17 protein-coding genes, 1 tRNA gene and 1 rRNA gene are annotated in these 16,393 nt (G+C 43.5%); 5 read left to right on the top strand and 14 right to left on the bottom strand.

Features of this window, described 5'->3' with window-relative positions; all coding sequences use genetic code 11:
- The first annotated feature begins 106 nt into the window (after window positions 1–106).
- Window positions 107–463: a c-type cytochrome gene (locus tag NSQ50_RS00530; protein ID WP_076225173.1), complete on the top strand. Its 357-nt coding sequence runs from the start codon at window positions 107–109 to the stop codon at window positions 461–463.
- Between the two features lie 82 nt (window positions 464–545).
- Here NSQ50_RS00530 and NSQ50_RS00525 read toward each other — a convergent pair whose 3' ends face one another.
- Window positions 546–833: a 4a-hydroxytetrahydrobiopterin dehydratase gene (locus tag NSQ50_RS00525; RefSeq protein WP_076187214.1), complete on the bottom strand. Its 288-nt coding sequence runs from the start codon at window positions 831–833 to the stop codon at window positions 546–548.
- A 228-nt stretch (window positions 834–1,061) separates the two neighbouring features.
- Entirely contained in the window at window positions 1,062–1,355 is a 294-nt protein-coding gene (locus NSQ50_RS00520; RefSeq protein WP_036679966.1) for a hypothetical protein, read from the bottom strand.
- 206 nt (window positions 1,356–1,561) lie between these two features.
- On the opposite strand from NSQ50_RS00520, the gene motA reads away from it, so the two are divergent.
- A complete protein-coding gene (gene motA / locus NSQ50_RS00515) occupies window positions 1,562–2,362 on the top strand; it encodes a flagellar motor stator protein MotA (protein ID WP_036679967.1) in 801 nt (266 codons plus the stop codon).
- Window positions 2,346–3,161 carry a flagellar motor protein MotB gene (motB, locus tag NSQ50_RS00510; protein ID WP_076130384.1) on the top strand — a complete coding sequence of 272 codons (816 nt, stop codon included), beginning with the start codon at window positions 2,346–2,348 and terminating at the stop codon, window positions 3,159–3,161. The genes motA and motB overlap by 17 nt, the downstream gene beginning before the upstream one ends.
- Before the next feature lie 112 nt (window positions 3,162–3,273).
- Here motB and rluF read toward each other — a convergent pair whose 3' ends face one another.
- Both rluF and NSQ50_RS00500 read right to left on the bottom strand, forming a co-directional pair.
- The gene (gene rluF / locus NSQ50_RS00505) at window positions 3,274–3,975 is read right to left on the bottom strand and encodes a 23S rRNA pseudouridine(2604) synthase RluF (protein ID WP_076225180.1); all 702 of its coding nucleotides are present in this window, start codon (window positions 3,973–3,975) and stop codon (window positions 3,274–3,276) included.
- The gene (locus NSQ50_RS00500; RefSeq protein ID WP_076225172.1) at window positions 3,965–6,292 is read right to left on the bottom strand and encodes a sensor histidine kinase; all 2,328 of its coding nucleotides are present in this window, start codon (window positions 6,290–6,292) and stop codon (window positions 3,965–3,967) included. Before NSQ50_RS00500 ends, rluF begins: the two co-directional genes overlap by 11 nt.
- Window positions 6,293–6,596: 304 nt before the next feature.
- Here NSQ50_RS00500 and tadA point away from each other — a divergent pair, with 304 nt between their 5' ends.
- On the top strand, window positions 6,597–7,118 hold the full coding sequence (gene tadA, locus NSQ50_RS00495) for a tRNA adenosine(34) deaminase TadA (RefSeq protein WP_076225171.1): 522 nt from the start codon (window positions 6,597–6,599) through the stop codon (window positions 7,116–7,118).
- On the top strand, window positions 7,119–7,688 hold the full coding sequence (locus NSQ50_RS00490) for a GNAT family N-acetyltransferase (RefSeq protein ID WP_038568049.1): 570 nt from the start codon (window positions 7,119–7,121) through the stop codon (window positions 7,686–7,688). It abuts the gene before it with no gap.
- Between the two features lie 105 nt (window positions 7,689–7,793).
- Here NSQ50_RS00490 and NSQ50_RS00485 read toward each other — a convergent pair whose 3' ends face one another.
- The 10 genes from NSQ50_RS00485 to rrf form a co-directional block, all read right to left on the bottom strand.
- Window positions 7,794–8,885: a hypothetical protein gene (locus tag NSQ50_RS00485; RefSeq protein WP_076138622.1), complete on the bottom strand. Its 1,092-nt coding sequence runs from the start codon at window positions 8,883–8,885 to the stop codon at window positions 7,794–7,796.
- Window positions 8,886–8,990: 105 nt separating this feature from the next.
- Window positions 8,991–9,143: a small acid-soluble spore protein P gene (locus NSQ50_RS00480; RefSeq protein WP_076138623.1), complete on the bottom strand. Its 153-nt coding sequence runs from the start codon at window positions 9,141–9,143 to the stop codon at window positions 8,991–8,993.
- 11 nt (window positions 9,144–9,154) lie between these two features.
- Window positions 9,155–9,496 (bottom strand): hypothetical protein, encoded by a 342-nt coding sequence (locus NSQ50_RS00475; protein WP_036679977.1) that lies wholly within the window; start codon window positions 9,494–9,496, stop codon window positions 9,155–9,157.
- A 145-nt stretch (window positions 9,497–9,641) separates the two neighbouring features.
- Window positions 9,642–9,730, bottom strand: a tRNA-Ser gene (locus tag NSQ50_RS00470).
- A gap of 67 nt (window positions 9,731–9,797) precedes the next feature.
- On the bottom strand, window positions 9,798–11,084 hold the full coding sequence (gene serS / locus NSQ50_RS00465) for a serine--tRNA ligase (protein WP_038568043.1): 1,287 nt from the start codon (window positions 11,082–11,084) through the stop codon (window positions 9,798–9,800).
- A 74-nt stretch (window positions 11,085–11,158) separates the two neighbouring features.
- Window positions 11,159–11,755: a pyridoxal 5'-phosphate synthase glutaminase subunit PdxT gene (gene pdxT, locus NSQ50_RS00460; protein WP_038568040.1), complete on the bottom strand. Its 597-nt coding sequence runs from the start codon at window positions 11,753–11,755 to the stop codon at window positions 11,159–11,161.
- 18 nt (window positions 11,756–11,773) lie between these two features.
- Entirely contained in the window at window positions 11,774–12,655 is an 882-nt protein-coding gene (gene pdxS / locus NSQ50_RS00455; protein WP_036679980.1) for a pyridoxal 5'-phosphate synthase lyase subunit PdxS, read from the bottom strand.
- A 112-nt stretch (window positions 12,656–12,767) separates the two neighbouring features.
- Window positions 12,768–14,162 (bottom strand): D-alanyl-D-alanine carboxypeptidase family protein, encoded by a 1,395-nt coding sequence (locus NSQ50_RS00450; protein WP_036679981.1) that lies wholly within the window; start codon window positions 14,160–14,162, stop codon window positions 12,768–12,770.
- Window positions 14,163–14,287: 125 nt separating this feature from the next.
- A complete protein-coding gene (gene guaB, locus NSQ50_RS00445; protein WP_036679982.1) occupies window positions 14,288–15,745 on the bottom strand; it encodes an IMP dehydrogenase in 1,458 nt (485 codons plus the stop codon).
- 431 nt (window positions 15,746–16,176) lie between these two features.
- A 5S ribosomal RNA gene (rrf, locus tag NSQ50_RS00440) occupies window positions 16,177–16,293 on the bottom strand.
- Window positions 16,294–16,393: the final 100 nt, after the last annotated feature.

Below are 16,393 nucleotides of genomic sequence, written 5' to 3'. Positions count from 1 at the left end.
TGAGAATGATTGTATTCTCGTTCATTTTTTTGTCACAAACCCTATGATAACGCTTCACCATAAGCTATAATGTAGGGAGCAGCTTACATAGAAGGGACGAATTGGGATGCAGAAATGGATCATGAGCGGTTTGTTTTTTGCCGCCTGTGCCTTTGCGGTAGTACTCATGTTTACACTTCCGGGTAAAGAAGAGGTAGCGGAAGAAAATAAGCCCACGATGCCGGTAGTTCAACTGGACGCAGCAAAGGCAGAAGCAACCGTGAAAGCCAGCTGTATCACCTGTCACGGCGATCAGCTTCAAGGTGGAGTTGGACCAAGTCTTCAGAATGAAGGTGGCCAGCATGACGCTGAGGAAATCTATAGCATCGTCACTAAAGGACGTGGCCAAATGCCTTCCTTTAAGGAGAATCTAGCGCCTGAAGAGATCGCCAACGTCGCACTCTGGCTCTCAGAGAAAAAGTAACCCACCCAAGCAACTAAAAACGCCCGTGTATGAGATAGGTGACTATCTCTGCACGGGCGTTTATTTTATGATTTCGGCTAAACTAGTGATTTTTTTCAAAGGCTTCATTAAATTGATGCGCCTCTCGAAGATCTAGAGCCGTAATCCCATCTTCTTCATTAGATTCAAGTCGCAGTGTAACTGTTTTATAATCAATCGTAATATGTGGATGATGATCGAAGGCTTCTGAAATCGTGGCTACTTCATCAACAAACGCAATGCCCTTCATATATTGGCTGAACATATATTTTCGTACCATAACGTTATCTTCCAGCTTCCAGCCCTCTAGCTTGGTGATCTCCTCACGCAGTTCCTCTTCCGTAAATAACAATTCGTTTCCTCCCTTACAAAAAATTGCAGTAAAGTGCGCAGTTCCCTTTACTTGTCTTAGGCTTTAAACAAAACATCCCTTAGCTTCTGAGGTCCAAGGGATGTGCCAGGATAAAGGCGATATTTTCGATTTAATGTATTCACAAATCCCAGCGATTATAACTCGGCTTTATCAATTTTAACACGGGCTACTGACTACGGGCAAATTACGTACAGACTTCTCCTCCGCCTAAATTAAAACCACTGAAGCCAAATCCTCTTCGCCAACTAAAATATTAATGCGGTGCGTGTCCTTATCGTAAATAATTACGCCGCTCCCCACCTCAATCATAGGTTCATTACCCAGCGCGAAGAAAAGATCCTCAGCCAATGCTTCCCATACCTCCAGCTTTGATTCTTGGGGTAGTTCCTGCCACTCGTCCGGATCCATCTCAAAAAATAAATATCCATCGGAAATTCGTCCGACGGCTTCGGTCAAATCGGTTAGAATTTCACCGTAATCTCTACCATGCTTTACACCCACGTATATCACTCCGTTTTCTTCACAGATGAATAATTACTTACCTTATCCATTATAGCCGAAAAAATGACTTCACAAAAAACCGAATGATGTCGATAAATAAGAATATACGTTAATTCGGTTTCGCACAGAGTGCCCTGCCGCTGTTTCAAGGATGATATACGCGGCATTGTCGGAACACATCTTAAATCTCACGGACGAGGTGCAAAATGGAAATTTCAACAATAATTGGTTTAATTTTTGGTTTGGTTGCTGTAATCTGGGGCATGATCCTCAAGCACGCTCCACTTCATGCTTTGGCCACACCTGCTGCTTACGTTATTATCTTGGTGGGTACGGCAGCGTCTATTTTCATGGCCTTTCCTTTCAACGAGGTCAAAAAGATTCCAAGTCTGTTCAAAATGATCTTTATCAAAAAGAAATTAATCAGTAAACCCGAATTAATCACTATGTTTATGGAATGGGCTTCTATCACACGGCGTGAAGGTCTGTTGGCTCTAGAATCAAAGGTCGATGAAATAGAAGATAACTTCCTCAGGAATGGCATGCGGATGATCATTGATGGAAATGATCAGGATTTTGTCCGCGATGTCCTCATGGAGGATATCCACGCCACAGAGGATAGACATAAAGCAGGAGCCCTCATTTTCTCACAGGCAGGTATGTATGCTCCTACCCTTGGGGTGCTCGGGGCGGTTATCGGCCTCATCGCCGCTCTGGCTGATATGAGTGATATGAACAAATTGGCTGCGGCAATCGGGGCTGCCTTCATCGCCACTTTGCTTGGTATCTTTACAGGTTACGTATTATGGCATCCTATTGCTAATAAACTGAAACGTCTCTCCAAACAAGAAATCGAAGTTCGAATGATGATGGTCGAAGGTCTTTTGTCCATACAGTCCGGTGTATCTACTATTGCCATCAATCAGAAGCTTGCTGTATTCCTAACACCTTCGCAACGCGTTAAGTTAAATGAGAAGGACGGTGGATCAGGTGAGCAAAAAGACTAGACACGAAGAGCATGAAGAACATGCCGATGAATCGTGGCTGTTACCTTATTCCGACCTCATGACTCTTCTGGTGGCTCTGTTCATCGTTATGTATTCTATGAGCGCAACGGATGCCAAGAAATTTGAAGAGATGAGTCAAGCCTTCAGTTCCGCACTTAATGGCGGTACAGGTATTCTTGAAGAGCGGGCAGCAATGCCTAGTAAAACTCAAGAAGATCTAGGGAAAAATGATAAGATGGGTAGCTCTACTTCCAAGAAAGCTGAAGAAGCAGAAATGGCAAAGCTACGACAAAAGGAACAAGAGGATTTAGAGAAGCTTAAGAAACAATTCGATCAATATATTAAGAGCAACGGTCTAACTGATCTGCTCAGTACGAAGCTTAATCAATCTCAGCTAATGATTACGATCAGTGATAACGCATTGTTCGCCTCTGGCCAAGCCATTGTTAAGGATGATTCGCGGCAATTAGCTAAATCCATCTCAACGATGCTGCAGCAATTCCCGGATTATGATGTAGTAGTTCAAGGGCACACCGATGATATTCCGATTTCCAATAGCAACTATTCATCCAACTGGGATCTGAGTGCGGATCGGGCACTTCAGTTCATGAAGATTTTGCTGCAGAACACGAATCTAAATCCGCGCAAATTTAGTGCGATTGGATACGGCGAGTATCATCCTATTTCGGATAATGACACAGCTACCGGCCGAAGCAAGAATCGCCGGGTAGAGGTTTCCATTATTCGCAAATATCAAGAATCCAAAGAGTTTACAGGGATTGTTCCCTCTGCTGAATAAGTGATGTCGTAAGGTAATAAAAAGAGCTGTCCAAAGGTCTTAGACCCCGGACAGCTCTTTTTTGTTGCGAGTACTACATTCTATATGGACCTGTAACATTGTAATAACATTCCTACAGTAACTCGTAGTTCAGCGTAGCTCCAAGCTCTTTCTTCTCATCAGCAGACAGCTCCCGCCATTCTCCCGTTTGCAATGCCCCCAGGCGAATATTCATAATCCGAATGCGTTGCAGCTTTCGAACCTCATAGCCAAAAGCGCTGCACATACGACGAATCTGGCGATTTTTGCCCTCTGTCAAAATAATACGGAAGACACGCTCCGTAATACGCGTGACCTCACAGGGCAGCGTCTTCTCACCTAATATTTTCACACCGCTCGACATGCCGGTAATAAATGAAGGCGTAATGGGTCTGTCCACGGTAACCACATATTCTTTTTCATGCCGGCCTTCCGCCCGCAAAATTTTATTAACGATATCACCATCATTAGTAAGCAAGATTAATCCTTCCGAATCCTTATCGAGACGACCAATCGGGAATATACGCTCATGATGACCTACAAAATCGACAATATTCCCCTTGATATGCTGTTCTGTGGTTGATGTAATCCCTACCGGCTTGTTTAGAGCAATGTAGACCGTCTGGCTTGAGGTTTCAAGCGCTATACCATCTATTCGCACATCATCGCCCGGAACAGCCTGACTGCCCAGCACAGCAGGCTCTCCGTTGATCGTCACTCTGCCGGCATCCACAAGCTTGTCTGCTTTTCGGCGTGAACAGTACCCTGTCTCACTGATGAATTTATTAATTCTCACGTTGTTCTTCACTCCGTTCATCCTTAATGTTGAGCCAAGGTGTAACCCCTCCAGCTGCAGGCAGCTTAATCATAACGGTTGTCCCCCGGCCAACTTCACTTTGTATTTCCAAATGACCCTTATGAGCCTGAATAATACGCTGGCTAATCATTAACCCAAGACCAGTCCCCGATTCCTTATTCGTGAAGAACGGTTCACCCAGCTTAGGCAGCACGTCCTCTGGAATCCCTTCACCCTGATCTTTAATTACAATAAAGACGCAATCCACAGAGTTCCACAGTTCCATCGAAATGACGCCACCCTCGGGCATAGCCTCAATTGCATTTTTAACAATATTAATAAATACCTGCTTCAGCTGGTTCTCTTCACAATGTACAGTAGCAGGTTGTTCAGAGAATTTCGTACTAAATTGAATATCATGTAGATGAGCCAGACTATCCAATAGAGAAACTACATCACCTAATATGTAGCGAAGATCTTTCTCCTGAAAATGAACGGCTTGTGGCTTAGCCAGAATTAAAAATTCACTGACGATAAGATTAATCCGCTCCAGCTCGGATAACATCAGCTCTATATGAAGCGGAACCAAGAGCTCCTTCTCCTGTTGAAGCTGTAGAAATCCTTTTAATGTGGTAAGAGGATTACGAATCTCATGAGCTACTCCTGCGGCCAATTGGCCGACTGTAGTTAGTTTCTCAGAGCGTCTAAGCAGCTCCTCCATTCGATTGCGTTCCGTCATATCACGAGAAACGTGAATAAAAGAATGGGGATAACCCTCTTCATCTCGAATTATCGAGGTACTAACGCTAACCTCAACTAATGATCCGTCCCGTTTAAGTCTCACTGTCTCAATCGGCGGCAGAACTGCACCATTTCTTAACGCATCAAGCCGCTCTTCCTCTTGCTTAAGTGCTGTCGCGGGTACAAGATATGGCATATTGCCTATCACTTCTGTTGCACTCCATCCGTACAGCTCCTCAAAGGCTCTGTTAGTGCTAGTGATTCGTCCCTCCATATCCAACGTATGAATCGCATCAGACGTACCGTTAATTACGGATTCCAAATGCTCCTTAACCGCCCGGTTCTCTTCCAGCGTCTGCTTAAGACGATTGGTGCGTTGCATAAGATGAGAAGTCATAGCGTTAATCCGCAAGGCTAATTGACCTAACTCATCACGAGAGGTTACCTTTAATGGAGGTTCGAACTTACCTCGCGCTACATCATTGACTTTGGCAAGTATAGCCTGAATTGGACGAGTAACAAAACCTGAAAGTATGTAACTACATAGCAAAAATAATGCCAGCAACAACAGAGACGTAGTCAAATAATTGGCTAATTGTTCATGAACTACGGATGAAATCACAGAATAATCCAAAACTACACCGATTACGTAAGGCTCCATTTTAGGATTCTGAATAGGAATGAAGCTTTTGAGTACTCTTTTCCCATGTACCCTCGTCTCCAGTGTAACTGGCTTGTGCTTCTGCTGAGCTAATAGAATGGCCGCTTTATCTTGCTCCACATTACCATAAGTATAGGTACCGAACTTAATTGGGCGGTTGCCAAGTTTCTTTTTAAATGCATCGCTTCCATCGCCCGCCATACTCGCTAAACCAAATGTTGTTGGATTAAATCCTGTAAGCTCTAAAATCCCTGGATTAACTTCTTTGGTTCGCTCTACAATTTGATCGGGATTGGTGATTTTGACATATTCACTAGCCGCTGTATTGAGAATAACAGGATTAATGATGTAGTTACTTGCTTCATCATGATAATAACCCCACTTCTCAATGAAATCGGGATTGTAGGTTGAATATTCAAATGGGCCTGACCAAAAATGATCCAATGCCTGACCTTGTCCCACAGTGACTTCCTGATTATCAAATAACTCCAAAAGGGCAAGGTACCAGTACCCCCAACCTTGAGTGGACATTCCAATATCAATAGGATTTGATGCCTTTGTCACCACGATATCATTATCAGTCTTTACCAGAATTGAAATATTAGATACGCCCAACTTGGAAGTTAGGGCCTTAAGTTGAGCATTGGTTATATTCTTATAATCCGGACCCAATTCCTTAGAGGCAAAGATGGCAGCCATTCTTAAGTTATGCGCAATTTGATATTCTACATAGTTAGAGCTATAGTTACTTTGTTCTACAGAAACAGCCATTTGCATAGCGGTGATCTGCATATTATTTACGTTTTCATTTCTTAGATTATTCTGAGCGGCATAAAGGTTAAATGTCAGGTTTAATGCTAAAATTAGCAGTACCGCTCCAAAAATAATAGCAGATAGTTTTGTCTTTATGGACAAACTGTTATTCACCTCTTATCCACTGGTAAATCCTTGCGGAGCCTATAATAAACATCATACCTTTTGCCCCCTCATTTGAAAAGGACATTTAAAACAAGCCTATTAATTCACGAAATATTGAAATTCAAAAGGTGTTTCTCTACAATATATAAGAAACCATCCACATCTTATGCACATATAAACAAATTATTAAAGTCCGATGTGTACAAAAATGTGTATAAGTAGGCTGTTATCCACAGAGTTATACACATTTTGTTAAGAACGAATATTTGTTCGTTGTACAATGGTTACAGAAGAAGGGAAGATGATCTTGAATATTAAAGCCAATGAATCGCCAGAAGATATACAAGCGGTTCATGAATATTGGATGAGGCAGGCGATAGCAGAAGCACGTAAAGCTGAGGCATTAGGTGAGGTTCCTATTGGCGCTGTCATTGTTCGACATGGTGAAATTATAGGACGTGGATACAATTTACGAGAAACGACAATGGATTCGACAGCCCATGCAGAGATGGTAGCCATTCGTGAGGCCAGCAATGTCATGAATTCTTGGCGTCTGCTGGATTGCCGGCTGTACGTCACCCTAGAACCTTGTCCGATGTGTGCAGGAGCAATAGTGCAGTCCAGAGTGCCTCTCACGGTATATGGAACGCCTGACCCTAAAGCTGGATGTGCCGGGACCCTCATGAACTTGCTTGAAGAGCCGCGATTTAATCATAGAACTGAGGTAATACAGGGTGTTTTACAAGAAGAATGTGCAGATCTACTCACCTCCTTCTTTCGCCGTTTACGTAAAAAGCCAATAAAACAAAAGGAGGACTCCTAAATGACCCTTACTCTATATCATACCTCTCAAGGCATCTATATTTCTCCACTTGAGCTTAAGGATGCACAGAGCCTGCTGGAGCTTCGTTTAAATAACCGGGTAACCCATGAACCGTTTGAGCCAAAACGTGATGAGCACTTCTTTACCCTGGAGAGTCAACAACAGATCATCAATCAGCGTATTGAGGACGCCCTACAGGACAGAGCTTATATGTTCGGCATTTATCTGCTGGATGGACAGATAATCGGTCAGATCACATTGTCCAACGTCTCACGAGGTATAGCACAATATGCTGATTTAGGATATTTAATGGATCATCGGATGCAAGGACAAGGTTATATGACAGCAGCAGTCGGATTAGTCCTCGGCTATGCGTTCCGGGCCTTAGGTCTACATAGAGTTCAAGCAGCTATTTTATTGCATAATGAAGCTTCCCGAAGAGTCCTGGAGAAGAGTGGGTTCAAACCTGAAGGGATCGCCCGTCAGTATCTTAAAATAAATGGACAGTGGCAGGATCACCAAACCTACGCAATCTTAACCGAAGATGTGCTGACTGAGGAACGGAAATAAGATTCTGCATTGTCGCAGGAATGAGTGCTACTTTTTTTCCTAAAAAAAGACCCGCATGGGCGTATAATATACGCATCATGCGGGTCTTAATCTTGCGAGCTGGGATTAATAAGTTCCCATACCACCGAATTCTTCTCCAAGTTGATCCATTGTAATTACATCATCACCTTGAGGGATACCAATCTTGAATACCGGCTTCTCGTTGATCTTACTGTATTGGCCCGTTCCATTTACTGAGAAGGCTACTTTTGTGCCATCTTCCGGATCATTTACTTTAACATCCATCAATAAATCCTGATACACAGCGTATCCATCTTTATTGATCGCAGTATTATAGTGGAACTGGTTGATGGTAAGGTACTTATCAAGATCAGCTAAGCCCTTATCCAATTCAGTTCTAGCTTCACCTGATGTCAGTTCTTCTTTAGCCTTAGCTAGATCTGCATCTTTAATCTGCAGCATATCCTTGTATTCTTCCTTGCTTACGATATCAATGATTTTAGGCAGGGCATTATTCACCAAGATAGTGATTGCTTCTTTAACATTATCGTTAGTCACTTGGAACTGAACGACTTGTTTAGCTTCCACGCCTTCTGGTAAATTAGCATCTTTGGGATCAATCTCGTTAAAATATTTTTCTTCGTCATATTCAGCTAGGACAGCGTCCACCACTTCATTAGACAGCTTCTGCATTTTCTGAGTATCCATCGTACTTGGGTTAAATTCTGCACCCTCCTGCTCTGCCAACGCCTTCAGATCAACCTCTACAAACTTATTGAGGATCGTCTCAGGAATCGGTACGAAAGGAATAGATGGAATCTTAACATACAACTTCTCGGCAGTCATTACCATAGGAACATTAAAGCTCATGCTCATATCGCCCTTCAGATTCAGAACCATAGTTAGTTCTGTCTGCATTGGCTCTGCTTGATATACCCCATCAACGGTAATATCAGCATTCTTAAGCATACTAAGTACCTGTGTAGTCATTGCAGCAGATTCAGCGTCAGAAGTCTCGATCGTAAGATCGTTGATCGTGAATTTACTCTTCATCTCATAAGATGACATTGTAGTCGCTTTAGTAGCGGCTGATTTTAAGGCCTCTTTTGGCGCCTCCTGTTTACTTGCACATCCCGGCAGAATTACTGCTGCTGTAAGCAGCAATGCAGCGGCCGACAAACCCCACTTTTTGTTCATTATTGTTCTCCTCTCCCATTGTAAAAGAAATCTCTCCCCCTCCTATGATAAACCATTTGTAAAAATCAAGAAACACTTCTTTAAAATTCTTAACGTTTTTATTTGTTAACCTTGTGGATTATGGTGGTCAACATGGTTCGCTTGTTTCACCTTTTTAGAACCTGAAAGCGGTTCTGGACCTGAAGGTGTATGGTCTTTTCTCCGCTCACCACTTGTTGGCTCTGCCCCAGGAACAGGGATACTTTTTGGTTTCGACATTTTCATTCCTCCTAAGGATTGGTCAAGTTCTGAAGAGCCTGAGCACATTCATGAATTTGCCGTGAGTATTGCTGTGCCAGCTGCTGTACGGCATCACTACGCTCATCAATATGGAGACCGCTCTGTTCCACATCCAGCAGATCCACTGCCACTTCTCTGCTATCTACATACTTGCAGCGAAAATCCAATGAATAGCCTTGATGACCTGCCGCATTAAAATGAATCAGCAAGCTATTCGGATCCCCATTATCCGCCAGCACACTGAAACTATCCCCATCATCCATCAACGCCGGCAAACGCTCCTGCCAGGCTGAGACAAGCTTATGCTGATCAACTTCTAATGATCTATCCATGATTATGATCATCCTCCTTCTCTAATACATTGCGGAGAAATGAAGCTTTTTATTCTCAATAGAACTCGGTCTACCAAACAAAACAAAAAACCGTCCCCCAGAGGGAACGGTTTCTATCTAATTATTCTTTAAGTTCATAAAGGAATGGCGGAGAGGATGGGATTCGAACCCATGTGGGCTTGCACCCTAACGGTTTTCAAGACCGCCCCGTTATGACCGCTTCGGTACCTCTCCAAATGCATTTAAATTTCACATGCATTAGGATTGTACCATACAATGCAAAGAAAAAGCAACTATATCTTTAAATAGTTTTTGGTTGTATCGATTTTACATTGCGCATATAAGGTTGTAGGCATTCTGGAATCAGAACACTGCCATCCTCTTGCTGATAATTCTCAAGAATTGCAGCAACTGTACGTCCAACCGCCAAAGCAGAGCCGTTCAGCGTATGAACAAATTCAGGCTTCGATTTTGGATCCTTACGGAAACGAATATTTGCCCGGCGTGCTTGGAAGTCTTCTGTATTTGAGCAAGAGGAGATCTCACGGTACATCCCACTCTCAGGCAACCACACTTCCAGATCGTACGTCTTAGCCGATGTAAAGCCCATATCAGCCGTACATAACCCAAGTACACGATAAGGCAGTCCTAACAGCTGCAGCACACTTTCAGCGTCTGCTGTCATTTTTTCTAATTCCTCATAAGAGGATTCAGGGGTGGTGAGCTTCACCAACTCTACCTTGTTGAATTGATGCTGGCGAATCAAACCGCGAGTATCACGGCCCGCCGAGCCCGCCTCAGAACGGAAACAAGAGCTGTAAGCTACATGGTATTTAGGCAGGTCAGCTGCCGTCAAAATCTCTTCGCGATAGTAGTTCGTTACCGGTACTTCAGCTGTAGGAATCAAATAGTATTCGGTATCCCGCAGCTTGAACAGATCCTCTTCGAATTTAGGCAGTTGTCCTGTACCATACAAGCTATCTTTGTTCACAATGTAAGGCGGCAGCATTTCCTCATAGTTATGCTCACCACTGTGAAGATCCATCATAAAGTTAATCAGCGCCCGTTCTAGACGTGCTCCAAGTCCTTTATAGAAAACAAACCGGGATCCTGTAACCTTTGCTGCAGCTTCGAAATCAATAATATCAAGCTGCTGCGCAAGCTCCCAATGTGATTTCGGAGTGAATCCGAACTCTTTGGGCTCCGACCAGCGGCGTAATTCAACGTTATCATCCTCAGACTTCCCTACTGGAACTGAATCATGAGGAATATTAGGGATATTCATAGTAAGATCAGCAATCTGAGCTTCCAGTTCACGTACTTCATCATCAAGCTCTTTAATACGGTCAGATACCGTACGCATTTCTGTAATTAGGTCATCCGCTGGCTCGCCGTTCTTTTTCTTTTTCGCTACTTCACCCGAAACTGTATTACGACGGTTCTTAAGCCCTTCGGTTTCTTGCAGTAATTCACGTCGACGCAAATCAAGTTGTGGAAAATCAGCAATTAAATCCAGTGATTTGCCCCGTTTTTCTAAAGCCTCTTCCACTCTTGCGTAATCACTACGTAGTATTTTTACATCTAACACAAAGTTTCCCTCCTGAAAACAGCCTAAACTCTTTCAAAATGCTGATTACAGCTTTGAAAGAGTCAGGATGTTCTTTATATGCGATTTTGTTGTTGGACTTCCCTATTCACCTCTACCATATCGGCGAAATATTGGTGCAGTCTGAAATCATCAGTCAGTTCTGGATGAAAAGAAGACACCAGCAAGTTCCCTTCGCGCGCGGTTACAATCTCATCATTATAGACTGTAAGCACATCAACTCCCGGTCCTACCTCGTTGATAAGCGGTGCACGTATAAATACAGCACGAACCGGCTCATCAATGCCTTTAACCTCCAGATCACATTCAAAGCTTTCCCGTTGGCGGCCGAATGCATTCCGGGCTACGGTAATATCCATCAGCTCCAAATGCCCCGGTTCACCACCGGCAATTTTTTTGGCCAGCACGATCATACCCGCACATGTGCCAAAAATAGGCTTGCCCTGATCAGAAAAATCACGGATGGCTTCTATGAAACCATATTTCCGCATTAGCTTTCCAATCGTTGTACTTTCTCCGCCGGGGATAATCAGGCCTTCAACTTCTTCTAGCTGCTCCACACGCTTGATAGGCACGCCTTCTGCACCGGTCTTCTCTATACTAACAATATGCTCCGTAACAGCGCCTTGAAGCGCCAATACTCCTATCTTCATCCTACAACCTTCTCTCTATTAACGGCCACGCTCCGACATACGTTCAGCCGGGGTGAGAGTTGCAATATCAATCCCCTTCATTGGTGCACCAAGGTTCTTGGATACTTCAGCAATCAGTTTGTAATCAGTATAGTGTGTAGTGGCTTCAACAATCGCACGCGCAAATTTCTCAGGATTGTCCGATTTAAAAATACCCGAACCTACGAATACACCATCAGCACCCAAATGCATCATAAGAGCAGCATCGGCAGGTGTAGCTACACCCCCAGCGGCAAAGTTAACAACCGGCAGTTTGCCAAGCTCATGCACTTCGAGCAACAGCTCGTAGGAAACTCCCAGGTTCTTTGCTTCATTATATAGCTCGTCCTTGGACAAATTCGTTACTTTACGGATTTGACTGTTGATAAAGCGCATGTGACGCACGGCCTCAACAATGTTGCCTGTTCCTGGTTCACCTTTTGTACGGATCATGGAGGCACCTTCGTTAATACGTCTCAGTGCTTCTCCCAGATCCTTCGCTCCACATACAAAAGGAACGGTGAACTCATGTTTATCAATATGGAATACTTCATCAGCAGGAGTAAGAACTTCACTCTCATCCAAGTAATCAACACCCAAAGATTCTAGAACTTTCGCTTCTACATAATGGCCGATACGAGCCTTAGCCATAACAGGGATACTTACCACTTTGAGAACCTCTTCTACAATTGTAGGATCGGCCATCCGTGCTACACCGCCAGCTGCACGAATGTCAGAAGGTACGCGTTCCAGAGCCATAACAGCAACTGCACCAGCAGCCTCAGCAATTTTTGCTTGCTCTGCATTCATGACGTCCATAATGACGCCGCCTTTTTGCATTTCTGCCATGCCTCTTTTAACTCGCGATGTACCTGTTTCCATGTCCTAACCCCCCGAATGATCTATCTTAATCTAACTTGTAATTTTACCCCAATGAAGGGAAATCTACAACCCATTTACTCGGATTTACTGCTGATTTCGACACCGAACTGCATTAGAACAAGTTCTTGATCCCTGAAAATAAATCACCGAAGAAATCGCCAATCGCTCTAAGGAACAACTTGAACCAGCCAGCTTTCTCAGCTTCCTCTACAGTGATCAGATTAACTGTTTTCTCCTGTGCTGCTTGCATGCCTTCAGCCTTGTAGGAATAGGTAACTTTACCTACTTTAGAGGATTGGGCTATAGGAGCAACCAAAGTTGCAGGGTCATTTGTTACAACAGTTGTAGTAACTTCAGGAGAAACAGTTCCCTTAGGAACAATGAAAGAAACTCCTTCATCAGTAACTATAGAAACATCTTTATTCTTGCCTTTCAGTACCGGAACTGTTTCCGTGCCAGCAATAACAGCCTTCGGAGCTACAACCTGTTTGATTTCAAAGTTGTTAAACCCGTAGTCGAGCACTTTTTTAGTTTCTGTGAATCGATGTGCCTCTGAATTAGCACCCATAACAACACTGATTAGACGCATTCCATCACGCACAGCAGTACCTGTAAAGCAGTTACCTGCATTTGTGGTATGGCCAGTCTTCAGTCCATCTAGACCTGGATAAGCATATGCCTTAAAGTTGGGGATACTTTTGTTAGCTTCCAGCATCCAGTTGTAGTTAATGATCGGCGCTGTATCCCGATCACGGAATTTATAAGACTGAATCGTTGTAAATTCAGTGAAGTCCGGGTGGTCAGTAACTATAAATTTAGCAAGAGTAGCTGCATCTCTAGCTGACATTACAGTCTCTTTATCAAGATCAGGACGGAATTTCTTCGGCATGTCTGCCCGATCAAGTCCAGTTGAGTTAATAAAATAGGTATTTTTCATGCCCATCTTCTGTGCAGTCTGATTCATTAGTTCTACGAATTGTTCTTCTGAACCCGATACCAATTCTGCCAAAGCAACTGTGGCATCATTCGCTGATCCTACGGCCATCGCTATGTATAGCTCTTTAACCGTATGTTCATCTCCAGCTGCCAAAAAAATTCGTGATCCGACCTGTTTGGAAGCATTCTCTTGAATGATAACTTTCTGATCCCAAGAGATGTCTCCTTTTTTCACGGCATCAGATACAAGATATTCAGTCATCATCTTGGTCATACTCGCAGGTGGGAGTGGTGTATCTGGATTTAGAGCCATAAGTACTTGGCCTGTAGTTGGTTCTATTAGAATAGCAGAACTCAATTCCAAGTTAAGAGATTCCACAGAAGGGATCTTAACTGCGTTGGTCTTGGGTGCAGTTTCAGTAGTAGTTGCGGCACCTTCGGTTGTAACCGGAGTTTTGCCCGCTTCAGCCAATGCTGGAATTACTGGGTTCATTAACATATTTAAAAGCAGACCTACAGTCGCTGTCTTAATTACAATTTGCTTACCATTAAATTTTCGTTTGTGCTTCAATGATTACGACTCTCCTTTAAATCTCATATCAATAGCTTGTTCTATTCTAACACAGGGGTACCCGCAAAAAAAGACAGACAGGACGAAATAGTCCTGTCTGTCCAAAAAATAATACGGTTAGTCCATTATACGGAATAGTTTGGTGCTTCTTTTGTAATTTGCACATCATGCGGGTGGCTCTCACGAAGTCCAGCACTTGTGATGCGAATGAAAGAAGTATCGTTACGCAGTTCTTCCAATGACTTCGTACCGCAATAGCCCATACCTGAGCGCAATCCGCCGATCAATTGATGAACAGTGTCAGAAAGAGGCCCTTTAAAAGCAATACGTCCCTCAATTCCTTCAGGAACGAGCTTTTTATCATCATCTTGGAAATAACGGTCTTTACTGCCTTGTTTCATGGCACTCATGCTGCCCATACCACGATATACTTTAAATTTACGGCCTTGATAGAGCTCAGATTCCCCTGGGCTTTCTTCTGTACCCGCAAACATACTTCCCATCATTACAGCATGAGCACCAGCTGCGATAGCCTTTGTGATCTCCCCAGAATACTTAATACCGCCATCAGCGATAATAGGAATTCCATACTCACGAGCAACTGTCGCACAATCATAAATGGCTGTAACCTGAGGTACGCCGATACCAGCGATAACGCGTGTTGTACAGATCGATCCTGGTCCAATACCTACTTTAACTACAGATGCACCAGCTTCAATAAGTTCACGGGTTGCTTCGCCTGTAGCTACGTTACCAGCAACAATCGTAAGATCAGGATACAACTCACGAATTTGGCGAACCGCTTCAATAATATTAATGTGGTGACCATGTGCAGAATCGACGACGATCAGATCCACACCAGCTTTTACTAATGCTGCAGTACGTTCGAACGTGTCTTTAGAGATACCAACAGCTGCTCCAACAAGTAGACGGCCATGTGCATCTTTGGCTCCGTTAGGGAATTGAATAGCTTTTTCAATATCCTTAATGGTGATGAGACCCTTAAGAATATTATTCTCGTCCACAAGGGGAAGCTTCTCGATCTTATGACGTTGCAGGATACCTTCTGCTTCCTGAAGGGTTGTACCCACAGCAGCTGTTACAAGATTCTCATGTGTCATAACTTCTTTAATCTGAATATTGAAATCATGAATAAAGCGTAAGTCTCTATTAGTTAGAATACCGACAAGTTTATTGTCACTGTCTACAATCGGCACTCCGGAAATGCGATATTTACCCATTAAAAGCTCTGCATCAGATACCATGTGTTCTGCCGTAAGTGAGAATGGATTCGTAATAACTCCGCTCTCGGAACGCTTCACACGATCTACTTCTTCCGCTTGCTGCTCTACAGGCATATTCTTGTGTATAATCCCGATGCCACCCTCACGAGCAATTGCAATGGCCATGGCTGCTTCTGTGACTGTGTCCATCCCTGCACTCATAAGTGGAATATTCAACTTCACATTCTTACTTAGAACTGTGGTCAAATCCACTTCTTTAGGCAGTACCTCAGATTTACGCGGAACCAGCAGCACATCATCAAAAGTTAGACCTTCTTTACCAAACTTATCTTTCCACACCTGGGTCATTCCTCCTCGGTTGTTTTAAATTATACCCGCCTACAAACTTTATGAAAGAAGAACCTTTGACTCCAGTCCATTCACGACAGACAATTCTGTACATCTGGGGGCTGAACAAGTGTAGATCTTCAATTAAGGTTTGAGATGCTTATCCAAAAATATATTATTGCCATCTTAGCAAAGGGCATTTGGACTGTCAAGAACATTACATCATCAGAGTAGGTATTCAAAAAACGGCCCCCGAGTAAGCGAATTATTGGACGTTAGTCCGTGCTCAGTGGACATATAGTGTATAAAAAATCCACAATGCATTTCTGCTCATCTTATTACCCACGCTTATCTCCATCATAGTATTTCAAAATATAGCCTAATGAATTCTCTATTTACATAACAAAAAGACCACTGTCGATTACTCAACAGTGGTCTTGTGTGCTTGGCAACGTCCTACTCTCCCAGGACCCTTCGGTCCAAGTACCATCGGCGCTGGAGGGCTTAACGGTCGTGTTCGGGATGGGTACGCGTGGAACCCCTCCGCTATCGCCACCAAACATGCGTCTGTGAAACAGACGCTGCCGCGTGAAATTCGGTTCATCACCAGAAGTGACAATGAATTTCTAAGCGTATTTCAGGCTTGATGCCTGAAAACTG

The organism is Paenibacillus sp. FSL R10-2788 (assembly GCF_038003885.1).
Taxonomy (GTDB): domain Bacteria; phylum Bacillota; class Bacilli; order Paenibacillales; family Paenibacillaceae; genus Paenibacillus_AQ; species Paenibacillus_AQ odorifer.
Note: the sequence above shows the minus strand (reverse complement) of the source record. Positions and strands in the feature narration are given on the sequence as shown.